We start from the raw sequence: 15,155 nt of genomic DNA, 5'->3' as shown, positions 1-15,155 counted from the left end.
TTTCTTAACTAAAAAATTATAACTTTCTTAACATTAAGAAAAAATAAGTAAGTTATATTAAAAATTAACAATGAAAAAAATAATTAAAAAAAGTATTATAATATTTATTTGTTTTATTTTGTTTCTTTTTTGTTTTGTCAACCTTTTGTTAAAAATAGTTAATAAAAATCAAAAAATTAAAAAACCTGTAACTTGTTTGAATAAAATATCAGATCAATTAACCCATAAATTAGCATATTTAGGTTTAAATCAATTTGTAAACGGATTAGAAGATGATCGATTTAAACAACATTATTTACTTATTTTACAAGGAGATAAAGATGTTTTTGAAAACAATGTTTTAAATTGTTCTTTGCAAACTGCAAGCACTTCTTTAATTCAAGGAACTCTTGATTTTTTAGGACAACAATTAAAACATAAACTCAATTTAATAATCAATGATAAACATTTGTTATCTTCTTTTTCTTGCGATGATAACCCTATTGATTTAAGGATGAAAAATAACAATTTTCATTTTTTTATCCAAACACCTAAAGACACTAGAGGAGATGGTTATTGTTTTTTTCACGCTCTTATTTTTTTATTGAAAGAAAAAAATTTATCATTAGAAGATATCATAAACACTTCTTTCGGTAAGATTGATTTAAACGTTACTAATCGAAATATTATTGATAAAATTCAAAAACAAAAACAAATCATATAAGAAATGCAAACCAAATGATAAACTAATAAAAATTTATTTATTGTTTTTATTAGTAAAAGACCCACTTTAGAAGTGGGTCTTTTTTTGCTTTTGTAAAAACATTTTTTTATTTTAGCTAATTTTTTTTGATAAAGTTTTTAACTTTAAAAAGTACAATTCTTATGAAGGCAAATTTTTATAGTTAAAAAAAATAAAAAAACAATTTTTAAAAAAATGAAAAATTAGTAAAAAAACCAAGTTAAAATCTTAGTAAATTAATTTTTCTGAGTGTTAAACTTGTTTTTTTTTTTTTTTGGTGTATAATTATAATTAATAGTAGTTGTGTTTTTGAAAATTGCTATTGCTATAGTTTATTAAAATTATAAAAGAAAAAAGGTTCAAAAATAATAATTGTTATATTTAAATTTTATGCATTAAAATGAAAGGTTTAATGATTGCAAATGAATTTAATAAAAAAACATTCTTTTTTAATAATTAATTTTATTTTTATATTTTGTTTATTTTTAAATGTAAATATAGTGTTTGCGAGTTCCGAAGATTCAGGCCAACAAAAACCAGTAGATGCTTTATTTAAAAATCCAGAATTACAATTTTATAGTGATGAAGAGCATACTCAAGAAATTGGTAAAATAACCCAAGGAATACCTCAAGAAAATGAATTTACAAATACTTCTGAAAGTTTACAACAACGTTGTAATTTTTTAAATAAGCAACCTAAAATTTACAACAACCAAGGGAAACAATTAACTTCAAGATGTTTTGATGATAATGGGGATATCAATTATAATATAGACCAAACTTATGATATTGGTTATAATAATGATAACAATAAAATCAAAGAAACTTTTTTCCAATCCGACGGCAAAACAATTGCATACATCCAAGAATTCGATCCTGAAACAAAGAAACTTATCAAAGCAACTAAATTCCAATCCGACGGCACAACAATTGCATACATCCAAGAATTCGATCCTGAAACAGAGGAACTTATCAAAGAAACCTACTATAATGACGACAACGGCAAAACAATTGAATACATCCAAGAATTCGACCCTCAAACAAATAATTGCAAGGCAACTAAATATAAACCCGATGGTGTAAATCCTTTAATTATTATAAAAATTAATCCTCAAAATGGCAAAAAAATTAAACACACTAAGTTCCAAAATGATGAAAACAAAGTTGAATTTACTAATGAATACGACCCACAAACAGGAAATCTAACCAAACAAACCACATTCAAAACCGACGGCAAAACAATTGATCAGATCTTCACATTCGATCCTAAAACAGGTCTACCAAATGATTATGTTGTTTTGCCCAAACCTGTCGTAGAGCAACAAAATACTTTATCAATAAATAATTTATTAATCAATAAAATAACAATTACAATCAATAATAAAAATAATGATGAAGCTTTAGCAGCCATTAAATGTAATAATCCTCAATTACAAGAAAATACCACATTAAAAGTAGAATTTCCAGAAAATGAAAACTTTGTAATTGTTTCAGATTCAAATTATAGTGGAGTTATTGAAGTCCCCTATATCTTGACTCAATCTTCACAAACAACTTCATCAGAAATCAATACAACAAATACAGATAATCAAAGTTTTACATCCTCAGTAACACAAGATACAGCAATAAGTAATTCCACAAGCAAAAATTCCCCATCAACAAGAACACCAACAACAGAACCAAAAAAAGAATCATTTGCATGGTTATGGTTACTTTTAGGAATTGTTGTTGTTTTGAGTGCTGGAAGTGGTGGTTCCTATTATTATATGAAAAAAAATAGAAGAACTAAAAGAAAATAATTGATGACATTACACATGTTTTTTGTAACAAATAATTAAACAGAAAGGCAAATTTAATTAATGAATAACAACAAAAAGATTTTTTTCTTGAAAAAAAATTTATTATCTTTCATAATGATTTTTATCTTTTTTCTTTTTTGTTTCAATGTTGATAATGTTAACGCCCAAAATAACAACAATTTATCAACTATATTACAAACTACAGATTTAGGTGAGTTACAATACAAAACTGAAGGATATATTAAACAAGCTATCGTTTCAAAAAATCCTAATAGAACAATTAACCAAGAACAATTATCCGTAGAAATCATTAATAATGCATCAAAAGCAAAAATTACTTCTGGGCAATTTAGCGGAGAAGTGCAAGTTACCTTCGCAATCCAACAACGATTATCAGACATAATACAAGTTACAAACTTAGGAAATATATTAGTTCATGATAAAGGCATCAAAGATGCTATTAAAGAAAAAAATTGTTTGTTTGAACCACAAAAAGCAACTATTAATAACATAATTGAAACAAATGCCACAGTTAGTTCTTCTCAAGGGACTGGCGAAGTACAAGTAAATTTTAGCAAAAGACCTTTTTTAGCGAATGTGATAATTGGCGATGAAGTTAAAAATGAATTTAAACATATCTATGAAAATATTAAAAATTATCAAAATTATGTAGATATGGGTGCTGCAGTACCTAAAGGATATATTTTACATGGACCACCAGGAACTGGTAAAACTTATTTAACTCAACAGTTAAAAGAAGAATTAGGCGATAAAGTACACTATGAGGAATATGTTGGTCCTGAATTTATATCAGATTCTCCTGGAGTTGGCGAAACCAAAGTAAGAAGTATGTTTCAAAAAGCACGATCACAATATAAAACCGCTATTATTGTTATTGATGAAATTGATAGTATTTTATCTGTAAGAGGTTCTGTTGAAGGTGATAGCGGAGGAGCTGTTAGAGCTCATAATTCCCTTATAGATCAATTTTTAGCGGAATTAGATGGACTACAAACAAACTCTAAACCTATTGTTGTCATTGGTATAACCAACAAAGAAGATATTTTAGATGCAGCAGTGACTCGTCCTGGTAGATTAGAAAAAAAGATTTTAATTGATTTACCTGATAGACCAAACACTTGTTTAATATTGGAAATGTATTTAAAAAAAATTCGTTGTGAATCTAATTGCTTAATACAAGATTACATTTCAGAATTAACAGACAAATGTTTTACATTAAAAATGAGTCCAGCAAGTATTAAATATTTTACACAAGAAGCAGCTCGTATTGCTGTTATTAACCAACAAACAAATGTTTCGCAAATCAATTTAAAAGATTCTTTAGAAAAATATGAAAAAGAACAAATTAAAAAAGTTATCAAACTTCAAAATCTTGCTAATCCTAATTTTGATACTATCTCACGTTCTTTATTATATGCAACAATTACAACTTTGAGTATTTTTGTCATCATTTATATTTATTTTATTTACACAAAATATCAAAAAAAATCTAAATTAAAAAGATTTTGAAGGAAATTAATATGTCAATAAAAAAAATTACTAGAATATTAAAAAGACCAATGTTTTTTTTAATTTTAACTTGTGTGTTTTTTTTGGGATATTTTCTTTTTGTTGAATTTAGACAACAATGGGAAGACAAAGATGGTCGTTGTAATCATAATGAATTAATCCAAAAAATAAAAGATGCCCCTTCTAAGGAATCTAATAGACCTGAGGCTTTAGAATCTATTAAAATTTTTGAGTTAGGAGGCAGCATTATGAGAACAGAACATATGAATAAAATTATTGTTACAACTAAGGGTGGGGACGTTTATTATACTACAGTAAATAGTACTTTGTTTTTTACTACTATTTCACATGCACTTTCAGAAAAAGAGATCGGCCAGGAAAAAGCAAATTTAATAAGCACTTTAAATAATAAGGAAATTTTTGTAATAAAACCATTTTCTTTTGTTGCAAGTCCTTTTTTGGGAATAATTTCTTCTGTAACCTCGATTTGGTGGATCATGTATCTTTATCAAATGCGAAAAACTGGGGCTCAAAAAAATAATACTTTAGAACATGTAGATAAACAAAAAACTATTACTTTTGAAGATGTAGCTGGCAGTGTAGAAGAAAAAGAAGAATTAAAAGAACTTGTTGATTTTCTAAAACAACCGAAAAAATATTTGCATATAGGAGCTAAAATTCCTAAAGGGGTTTTGTTATCTGGTCCTCCAGGAACCGGAAAAACTTTATTAGCTAAAGCTGTTGCTGGTGAAGCTCAAGTACCTTTTTATTTTGCTTCTGGTTCTGAATTTGTTGAAATGTATGTCGGAGTTGGAGCTGCAAGAATTAGAAATTTATTTAAAGCAGCAATAAATAATGCTCCTTGTATCTTATTTATTGATGAAATCGATTCTCTAGGTGGTAAAAGAGGAGACAATTCTTCAGGGGGATCTTCTGAAAAAGATCAAACTTTAAACCAATTGTTAACTGAAATGGATGGTTTTAACCCCTCTTTAGGTGTGGTTGTCATTGCAGCTACTAATAGAACTGATATATTAGATTTTGCCTTATTACGTCCTGGCAGATTTGATCGCCAAATTATTGTCGACTTACCAGATGTGAAAGCTAGAGAAGCTATTTTAAAAATTCACGCTCGTAATAAAAAAATAGATCCTGAAGTGAACTTCCATCAATTAGCTAAACAATCTCAAGGTATGAGTGGAGCTCAATTAGGAGCTGTTTTAAATGAAGCTTCCATTTTAACAGTACGGAATTCAAAAGACTTAATTACAATGATAGAATTAGAAGAAGCGATTGACCGTGTTTGGTTTGGTCCTGCTAAAAAATCAAGAAAATACACCGAAGAAGAAAAAAGAGAAACAGCGTATCACGAAGCAGGACATGCTGTAATTTCTTTGAAACTAAAAGATGCCCCTAAGATCCAAAAAATTACCATTGTTCCACGTGGAAATGCAGGAGGATATGTTTTGTTTATGCAGGAAAAAGAATTGTTTTTTTCATCAAAAAAAATCCTTCAAGCTTTTATTGTTTGTTCTTTAGGTGGTAGAGCAGCTGAAGAAATGATTTTTGGAAATGATAATATTAGTGATGGTTGTTATCAAGATTTTAAAGATTCTACTAAATATGCTCGTCTGATGGTAACTAAATATGGTATGAGTGATGTAGGATTAATGCAAGATTCTGAATTTACTGATAAAAAAGAGATTCACGAAGCTATGAAAAAAATTATTGATTCTTCTTTTAAACAAGCACAAACCATTATCAAAGAAAACAAAGATTTACTGGATAAAATCGCTAATATTTTGTTAGCACAAGAAACAATTACCAGAGAAGAAATTAAAACATTAGTTTAAACTAGTAATAATAAAATATAAAAACACTAAATAAAAACTATTTGCCATTTTAATTAAAAAAGTATATTTTTTATATTTTTTAAAATACAAAAAAAGACTATTTTAAAAGATAGTTTTTTTGCAAAAAATAATTTGAGATAAAATTTATTTTTGCAAAATCTCTTTTTAATTATTTTTTAAGTGAAAATCTAAAAATCTTTTTCTTTTTATATTTGATTACCTCAATTAACTAATTTTGATAAAATAAAGATATAACAAAAAAACAAGTAAAAACCTTAGTAAATTAATTTTTTTGAGTGTTAAACTTGTTTTTTTGGTGTATAATTAATGGTGAAGTTTAAATTATTTTTGAATTTGTAAAATGGTTAATTTAAATATTCGCTATATTTATTGAAATATAATAAAAAAGATAAAAGAAAAAAAATGAATTTAAAAGTATTTATTAAAAAAAATAAAAAATTTTTATTTGTTGTTTTAGCTATTCTTTTGCTTGTTTCTAGCTTTGTTTTTTTATTTAATTTTGCGAGAAAAACCATCTAACTTGGATAACTCCAAAAACAAAAAAAATGAAATCATTTTAGCAGAAGGTTTCATCAATCAAAATAAAGAAAATATGTTGCATCTCAATCCTTTTTCAAAATCAGATTCAAAAGAAACAATTTCTTTCAAAAAAATAATGTACAAAAATTTTATCACCCCAAACTCAACTACGAAAGCCCCAAATATCTCCTAGAAGAAGATAAAGACTTTTTCATGGATGAAGTTAATTGTCCTACAAACAAAAAAAGATGAAGATAATCATGTTATATGTAAAATCTACTACCTCTACTCAACCCCAAAAAAGGCTATATAACCCTTTATACAGAAAAATTTAATACAAAAGAAGAAAATAGAAAAGAGAAAAAAAAGTTAATTTTTAAATTAAAAAAACAATTATATTTATGCGCTGTTCCGTTTTTTTGGACATTTTTTTATTTAAAAATTACTCTTTAAGACTTAAAAATAAGTAGATAATTTCATATCTTTTCAAACAAACAAATTATTAAAATTACAAATAAAAAGTGTCTAAACTTTTTTAAATTTGCTAGTTTCAAAAGATATTTTTTTTAAATATTATATCATTTCACTAACTAGCTAGGGAAAAAAAGTGGAAAATCCCCCTAGAAAATGAAATTAAAATTATTTTTTTACGCAATTATGTTGTTTTTAAAAAAAGGTGCAAAAAGATAACCTTTTTCAAGGTTGAATATTTAAATAAAAAATATTATCTAAAATTTAAGGAATATTGAGAGGGAGATGAATAATTTAATTTAGCTAAAAACCATTTAGTATTCCAAAATTTAGGGAAATAATTGATTATTTTTTTAACTTTTTCGGTTGATTTTTGAAATAAAAATGGATTTTGATATTGTAAAATGCTTTTGCTTTTCATTTGGCCAAAAAAGTTTTCAATGACTGCGTTGTCCCTTGGATTGGCTTTACGCGACATACTAATTAAAAAACCTTTTTTCGTTAAAGTTTGTTGGATTTTTTGAGATTGATAAACTGTGCCCTGATCAGAGTGAATGATGCATGGATTTTTTAATTTAGGTAATTTTTTAATTGTATTTAAAATTAATTCTTTATTTTGATACTTTGAAGTATGCCAAGAAATAATTTGGTTGTTAAAAGAATCGATAATACAAGAAAAATATAAAAACCCTTGGGAAGTTTTAAAATAAGTGATGTCGGTAAATAGTTTTTGCATGGGATTAGTTGATATAAAGTCTTGATTGATTAGATTGTCTACTACTTTTAATTTAGGTTTTAAATTGTTTTTATAACTATATTTATTTTTTTTAATTCTTAAACGACAACAAATGCCATTTTCTTTCATAATTGAATAAACTTTTTTCTTGGTAATTATTTCATTAAAGGTTTGTTGATATAAATTAGTGATTTTCCGATGGCCGAAAAAATATTGATTATTTAAACATAAAGCATTAATTCTTTTTTGTTGTAAAAGGTTTTTTTCTTCTTTTTCTTTAATTTTATTTTCGACTTTCAACCAATAATAATAAGTACTTCTTTTGATTTTGATAGTTTTTAAAATTGTGGTTAAATTTAAACTATTTTTAAATTTTTTGACTAAATTAAAAACTGTTTTTTTATTAGTTTTTTGGGTTGTTTTCATTAGAGTTTGTAATAATTTATTTTTTTGTTTTAATATTTCTTTTGATTTTATATTTTTCATGATTGAAATATCGTTTTCCTTTTTTTTATATCATATACATAAATTATTATAGCTCTAATAATTGTATTTGTTTTTAAAAAAAAGGGGGGTACGCGCAATTTGGGGGGCTCTTTCTTTTTCGTCTTTTTTCTTTTATTATATATACTTATAAATTTTGTTAGCGCTTCAGCGCGTTTAGGGCTTTTGGTTGGTTTTGGATTTAAAAAATCTCTTTTAATAATTGGAAGGGGAAATGGGGAATTATTTTTATATCGAATAATAATAATGATGGGTAAAGGATATAACGATAATATCAAATATCGAGTATCATTATCATTATCGATATAATATATAAAATATCACCCCCCCTTTAATGTTTGGTTTTGGCAAGGAAATTTAACTATTCAAATGGTAACAAAGTGGTAACTGAGTGGTAACAAAGTGGTAACTGAGTGGTAACAAAGTGGTAACCAAAAGGTAATAAAGTGGTAATAATTATTTATTAATTTTTGTTTCTTTTTTATTTAAATTTGATAAATATCCAGATCTAAGCTTTTTAACACGATAGCCTTGTTTATTTTTGGTAATAAATAATTTTATATATTTTAAATCTTCTAACTGATAATAAATAACATTTAATCCTTTTTTATAGTTTGTGTTGATGGGGTTATTGTATTTATCTAGTTTTTTGGTATCTAATTTATATAATTTTAAAGTGTCTAGTTTGTCTACATTTATTTTGCCTATCAATTCTTTAATGTAGTCTTTTTGTTCGTTAAGATAATTAATTTGGAAGATAGGGAAATGCGTTTTAAGGGTATTATTTTGGCTTTTAAGGGGCGTTGTGGGGTTGGTGAGTGTTATATTATTATTATCGTTTTCAGGAGAACGATTTTTGATTATTTCTATTCTATACTTTTTGATTTCTTCTAAGATTTGAGGGTCTACAAAGAGGGTTTGGTTTTTTGGGCGGTAATTTGCTTGTTGATAGGAATTTTTCTTTTTAGAGTGAGAAACAATCGTAATATTTAATAAATCTTGTTTTAATGTTTGTAAAAAGTTTTTAATTTGAACTAAGTCGTTGGGGAGTGATTTTGTTTCCCAACCTCCGATTCTAATTTCTTGGTTTGTGTCGTTTTTCATTTTTTTCTCCTTTTAGATTGTTTTGTTGGCTATAAAAATAATAACCCCTAATTTGCGAAAATAAAACGCAAAATTTAGGGGTATATACGTGTTTATAAGGGTATGTTAATGTGGTTTATATGTGCGAGTGTAATATGTTGGTGAAAAAAAGTAATAATTTAATTAATTACTTCAACTTTGTATTCTCCAAAGAAATGAACGGCTAAATCGACTATGATTTTCTTTTTGGCCTCTTCATAAGTAATGTATGGAGCTAAAAAACATTTTTGATATGCTTCTTTTCCGTATTGACGTAATAAATCATCAACATCTTTACAAGTTTTGTCATAAGGGGGTAAAATGCGTCTAATTTCATATAAAATATTTGCTTCTTTAAGTTGTTCTCCTAAGGCTTCGCTGCGTTTTTGTCCTGTTTCATCATTATCTAAAGCGATAACTACTTTGATATTTTCTTTTTTGAGAATTTCTAGTTGAGATTGAGAAAGTAATTGAGTGACGCAAATTAGACCGACCGTGTTTTTAATATTGTTTTGCCAACAACTAATGACATCAAAAAAACCTTCGTGGATGATGATTATTTTAACTTTTTTAATATATGGTAAAGCTTCAAAAAAACGATAGCTGAAATGAAAAGTGGGTGTTTGACTGAAATTATTTAGGGATTTGTATTTTGGTTGGAAATAAGAAACTTCGTGAAAGTTGTTTTGATAAAAATGGAATGTTTTATTATAACCGTTTTCGATAGGGATAATTATGGAACCATGGAAAGTATCGTGATAGTATTTAGTGCCTTTTTGATTGATTTTTTCTTTAATAAAGCCATATTCAACTAGTTTTGTTGTATCAATGTTTTTCTTTTTGCAATAATTTACAAATCGAAAAGATAAGGGTTTATTAGATAGTGGGGCGTAACCAAGTTTAAATTCATTGATGGTTTGTAGGGTTAATTTTCTTTTTTGCGTTAAATATTCTATTCCTGGGTGAGATGCGTTATTGCGATTAGTGGTTAATAAATAATTATAATAATCTCTAATTTGGTTGAATAAAGGTGATATTTCTTTTAATAATCGTGTTTTTTTGGCTTCAACTTCTTTTTCGTTGATGATGATGTTGGTTTTTTTAGGTTGGTATTGGTATTTGAGGGGGATTGATGATGTATTAATTATTGAATTTTGTTTCTGGGTTAATTTTTTGAACTCTTCGGTTTTCATGAAATTCAAAATTCTTTTAATAGCTTCTTCAAAAGAACTAGTTCCTCTTATTTCCTTATAAACATCAACAATATCGTAATCTTTACAACATTTCCAACAATGAATTTTGTTATCTGAAGTTAAATGACAACAAGTGGGGTTTTGGCCTTGATGGATGGGACAAGGGAAACGATATTTGGTGTTGAAGTTTGGCGGTATAATGTTTAGTTTTTTTAATAAAACTGACATAGGGAAGTTGGTTTGAATATGTTTTATTTGTTCTTGAAAATTCATTGATGAACTCCTTAATAACTTTCTAATGGATAAGGTAAAACATAACCGATTTCTTGGAAGGTTTGTGTATTCATCTCAAAGTGATAAACTAAGTTCTTTTTGGTACCACTTCGATTCTTTTTAATAGATAATTCGATGATTTTTTGATTTTCGTTGTCCTTTGATTCTAAATATAGTTCGTTTAAGGTTGAATTATATATATTGATGGGTTTTTCTTTGTCTTTGGATAGTTTAGGTTGGAATTCAGTCATCATTAAGACAATATCGGAGTTAGTTTCGATGCCACCTGAACCTTTTAGAGCAGTTATTTCAGGTGATTTTCCTTGATAATTGTTGTATGTATCTCTTGAAAATTGAGATAAAATGATAATCACGATGTTTAATTCAATGGCTAATTGTTTTAATTTAGTCATAATTTCGTCAATTGCTAGACGGTCATTTTCTAAGTGATTTGTTGTTTTGGTTATTTGGAGATGGTCGATAACGATAATTTCAGCCTTTTTTTCTAAATGGAGGCGATAAACTAAATCAATTACATAATCAATGTTTTTGCTTTTATCGTAACTGAATGATAAATTTATGTTGGCGAATAATTGTTTTGCGGTCTTCATCCTTTCCGTGTAGGTGTGTTGTGTGATGTTTGAGTCTTCAAAACTTTTATCTAAAATAACATCTAATGGAGTTTTAGTGATGTGGGCTAATAAACGACTTAAATTTTCTTCTAAGGTCATTTCATAAGAAAATACCAACATATTTGGATGTTTGTTTGTTTCTTGATGTTTGGTTTTTGAAATGTCTATTAAAAGGTTGTAGACAAAAGTGGTTTTTCCTAAACCAGTATAGCCCCCAATGGTGATAATTTGACCTTTTTTAAAGCCTTTCGTGGCTTGATTTAATCCTTTGAAAGTTTCTGATAGGCGGTAATATTCTTCTTGGATTTTTTGTTTTGCTTGATTATCGGTGTCAAAAAATTCGGGATGCAAAGAGGCCATTTGGTTTAAATTAAAGAGTGTTTTATCGTTTTTGTGAGGAATAAAAGCCATAAATTTTCTTAATTTATCAAAGATTTCTTGATAATAAAAATGTTTGTGATAAGGATCTTTATTTTCAAAAGAAGGACTAATAATTTTTAAGAGTTGTTGGAACAGTTTTTCTTGGGTATAGGTGTGTTTTAGGTTGTCTAAGAAATCAAGGTTGTTTTCCTCATTAACATCATTACTTAAAAAAGATAGTGATTCTTTAGTAAAGTTATCTTGGGGAAAATGGGTTTGAAGATAGGTGATTAATTCTTTAATTATCTCGGGTTGAGACTTTATTTTATCAAAGGGATGCGTTGTTTGTTTTTCTAAAAATAAATATTTTAAGGCGTTAAAGATTTTGGTATTTGTGGGGTCGAGTAGATTTTTGGGGTTAATTATTTGGCAGTAAAGTTTTAACTTTTCCCATTGGCCTTGTTCGATATAAGATATGACTTGTTGCAAGGCGCGTTGTTCGTTGGTTAACATTTTATATTAACTCCTTATTTTTTATTTTTAATCATGTTAATATCGCTAAAAGGGAGGAATTGGTTAGTCAGTAATGTTTGTAAAAAGATGTTAGCTTGGGGCAAAAAACAATCGATCACTTGGTTAATTCCTAAGATTTTCCCTTGTTTGATTTTCTTGTTTAATCTTTGAGCTTCCACAGTGTTATTAGTTAATAAATAGAATTCAAAACGTGTATCGAGTTTTTTTAATTGTTGCCCTTCTACCATGGCTTGTTTATAACGATCTCGCAAACATGTTTTGAAATTGAAGGCGATTATGCGCTTGGTTTTAGTGAATAAAACCAAATCGAATTTGATGTCGGGGATGAAAAACAAGTAAGCCTGGGGGTATAAATTGATGATTCCCTTGTTTTGAAAATATAATAAAATGAAATATTCGTTGATGTTGCCGCGGATTACTTTTTTACTTTGGGAGTTGTGTTGGTTTTTATCTAGATATTCGTTTAGGAGGTTGTGGGTTTTTATCATGTATTCGTTAAATGGTTTATTGAATAAAGATGGTTGGAATACGGATAGATTAATTGCGTCTTATTCAGCGATTTGCGTTTGCTGTTTTATTTACAATCAGCCCCCGTCCAAACCGTACGAGCAAGTTTCCAAGCATACGGCTTTCCATAATTTACTCTCTTTCGAGAACTAATTTCGCCTTACGGCTGATTAGCTATTTATCCTTTTTTGTTCTTTTACTTTTGTTATTTAATCTGATATCATGCATTTGTTGGTTCGTAATATTTCTATGACAATCTATGCATAACACTTTTGTACTCTTATTCATCACGCTTTTGCGGTTTCCATTGCGAACCGTACCACTGTGATGGATTTGAAGTTGGGTTGTTTTGCCGCATTTCTCACATATTTCCGCTTTAAGGCGGTCTGTTAGATTCGTACGACCTTGGAATAGATAAGGATTGATGGTGATATCGGGATTTTCCTTATAATTACGCATTTTCTTGATCTTATCCCAAGGGTAAACAGTCCATGACTCATACTTGGTTTTCCCTTTGTTTAAATACGGAATTGACCAAGTTGCACCACGATTAACCTTCTTCCGCACTTTGGCAATTGTCATTTTGCGTTTCCTTGCTAAGGTTTTCAAACAACTATATTCCGCTAGATAGGTTAGATGGGTTAATGCATTTAGATTGTTAGCTAAGCAAAAGTATTGGATGATTCCGCGTACGATTGTTTTATAAGTGCGTATTATTTCTAATTCGTCCCTACTTGCTAATGTTTCGTCATGTTTAATCCTTCCTCTTTTTAACCAATTGTACTCATATCCATATTCCTTGGCTTTTGCTTTGGGAACTTGGATTTGTACCCGACCGTTTAGGGATTTTTTGTGGGTTTTTTTGGTGAGTTTACTACTGGTTGAATTTACCTTAACCATGTAGGATAGAAACCTTGTGCTCTTATTGGCTTTTACAATCTTTGATTTATCTTTACTAACTGTTAGTTTTAAATCTTGTTCTAGCCATTGAGTCACTTGGTTTTTAATAGTTTCAGCTTTGTCATATTTTCCTTTAATTCCTATGATAAAATCATCGGCATATCGGATATATTCAACTCTTGTTTTTGGATTTAGGTTAATTCGACTATCAATCCCCAGTTTATGATGCATTCCTTGATGGTATGCTTTTCTATATCCTGGGTTTGTTTTCCTTATTGGTGTCCCTTCTTTAATTAGTTCATCCATTTTGATGTCAATGTAATGTAAATATACATTGGCAAGTAATGGGGAAATGATTCCTCCTTGTGGAGAACCAGATAAAGATTCGTACTTGATGCCATCTTTCATGAACCCAGCTTTTAACCACTTATTAATGGTTGAAAGAGTTTTATTCTTGCGTATAAACTTCCTCAAGGTTTTCATAAGAGTTTCATGATTGATTGTGTCAAAATAACCTTTAAGGTCAATTTTGATGATATAATCAATTCCCTGAAATCTCTGTTTGACGCGTTTGATTGCATCAAGACAGGACTTTTTGGTTCTAAATCCAAAACTCCATTCTAAGAATTGATTTTCAAAATAAGGAGTTAAGAGTTGTTCAAGGCTTTTTTGGACTATTCTATCTTTTATGGTAGGTATTCCAAGAGGTCTAACCTTATCGTTGTCTTTGGGAATGAATATTCTTTTAACAGGCTTTGGCTTGTACTTGTTATTGATGTATTCCTTGTGATATCTTTCTAATTTTTTAAGATCGAGTCTGTCAATTGAATTACCATCAATTCCAGGTGTACCCGCGCCTTTGTTGGTTGCAATTTTGTTAAATGCAATTAATGTGTTATGTAGATTATTCATTCCTTGCTGTAATTCTCTTTTTAGAGGATAGTTATTTGTAGAACAATATAGAATCTTACTCAATGTTCGCGAAAGCTTAGTTTCATCTGAAACAGATGTTGACATATTTATCAACTCCTTCCTTGATTACAGTGAATAAATAGTAAATTACTAGCTACTTTCGCCTTGTAAAGGTTATTAACCTTCGCCCTGGTGGGTCATCATGTTAGCATATTCCAATGTTAACTTTGAATTATCCACGACTATTAAATAGCTTCTTTATCCTTGAGCGTCTCGGCATTTATTCCTTGACTTGTTAATTAAATAACTAGCTTTTAGGATTCTCCAAGTTACTCTAAATATCTACCTTTGTCCTTTAGGTGAAGTAACCGCTTATGTTTTAACGTCTTTCCTGACTGTCGGTGAGATTCCAGGCTTTCTGTTAATTAGATAAACTAACCAAGACAAATAATATATCTTGTTAGACTCTGGACTATACGGCTTCAGTAGTTTGCGTATTAGGTTCTAAGATTACATCTGCTTTCCTTCTTAGACCATTTCAGGCTTATCCATGGGACAATTTGGTGGC

At 28.4% G+C, this 15,155-nt stretch carries 9 protein-coding genes and 1 pseudogene; 4 read left to right on the top strand and 6 right to left on the bottom strand.

Going from position 1 to position 15,155, the window contains the following annotated elements; genetic code table 11:
* Positions 1 to 145 precede the first annotated feature (145 nt).
* From PSOL_RS03355 to ftsH, 4 genes are all read left to right on the top strand, one after another.
* Positions 146 to 703, top strand: coding sequence for a hypothetical protein (locus PSOL_RS03355; protein ID WP_349401940.1), 558 nt, complete (start codon positions 146 to 148; stop codon positions 701 to 703).
* A 440-nt stretch (positions 704 to 1,143) separates the two neighbouring features.
* Positions 1,144 to 2,520: a DUF2963 domain-containing protein gene (locus tag PSOL_RS03350; RefSeq protein WP_349401939.1), complete on the top strand. Its 1,377-nt coding sequence runs from the start codon at positions 1,144 to 1,146 to the stop codon at positions 2,518 to 2,520.
* A gap of 114 nt (positions 2,521 to 2,634) precedes the next feature.
* The gene (locus PSOL_RS03345; protein WP_349401938.1) at positions 2,635 to 4,050 is read left to right on the top strand and encodes an AAA family ATPase; all 1,416 of its coding nucleotides are present in this window, start codon (positions 2,635 to 2,637) and stop codon (positions 4,048 to 4,050) included.
* 11 nt (positions 4,051 to 4,061) lie between these two features.
* Complete coding sequence (ftsH, locus tag PSOL_RS03340; RefSeq protein WP_349401937.1) at positions 4,062 to 5,903, top strand: ATP-dependent zinc metalloprotease FtsH; 1,842 nt, start codon at positions 4,062 to 4,064, stop codon at positions 5,901 to 5,903.
* 1,264 nt (positions 5,904 to 7,167) lie between these two features.
* Here ftsH and PSOL_RS03335 read toward each other — a convergent pair.
* The 6 genes and pseudogenes from PSOL_RS03335 to ltrA form a co-directional block, all read right to left on the bottom strand.
* A complete protein-coding gene (locus PSOL_RS03335; RefSeq protein WP_349401936.1) occupies positions 7,168 to 8,136 on the bottom strand; it encodes an IS3 family transposase in 969 nt (322 codons plus the stop codon).
* Between the two features lie 474 nt (positions 8,137 to 8,610).
* Entirely contained in the window at positions 8,611 to 9,258 is a 648-nt protein-coding gene (locus PSOL_RS03330; RefSeq protein ID WP_349401927.1) for a hypothetical protein, read from the bottom strand.
* Between the two features lie 158 nt (positions 9,259 to 9,416).
* Positions 9,417 to 10,742, bottom strand: coding sequence for a toprim domain-containing protein (locus tag PSOL_RS03325; RefSeq protein ID WP_349401935.1), 1,326 nt, complete (start codon positions 10,740 to 10,742; stop codon positions 9,417 to 9,419).
* 11 nt (positions 10,743 to 10,753) lie between these two features.
* The gene (locus PSOL_RS03320) at positions 10,754 to 12,247 is read right to left on the bottom strand and encodes a replicative DNA helicase (protein WP_349401934.1); all 1,494 of its coding nucleotides are present in this window, start codon (positions 12,245 to 12,247) and stop codon (positions 10,754 to 10,756) included.
* 14 nt (positions 12,248 to 12,261) lie between these two features.
* A pseudogene (locus PSOL_RS03315) lies at positions 12,262 to 12,792 on the bottom strand (hypothetical protein); the annotation flags it as partial.
* 157 nt (positions 12,793 to 12,949) lie between these two features.
* Positions 12,950 to 14,692 (bottom strand): group II intron reverse transcriptase/maturase, encoded by a 1,743-nt coding sequence (gene ltrA / locus PSOL_RS03310; RefSeq protein ID WP_349401933.1) that lies wholly within the window; start codon positions 14,690 to 14,692, stop codon positions 12,950 to 12,952.
* Positions 14,693 to 15,155: the final 463 nt, after the last annotated feature.

Source organism: Candidatus Phytoplasma solani, from assembly GCF_040126175.1.
Taxonomy (GTDB): domain Bacteria; phylum Bacillota_I; class Bacilli_A; order Acholeplasmatales; family Acholeplasmataceae; genus Phytoplasma; species Phytoplasma solani_A.
This window is presented reverse-complemented; position numbering and strand designations above follow the sequence as displayed.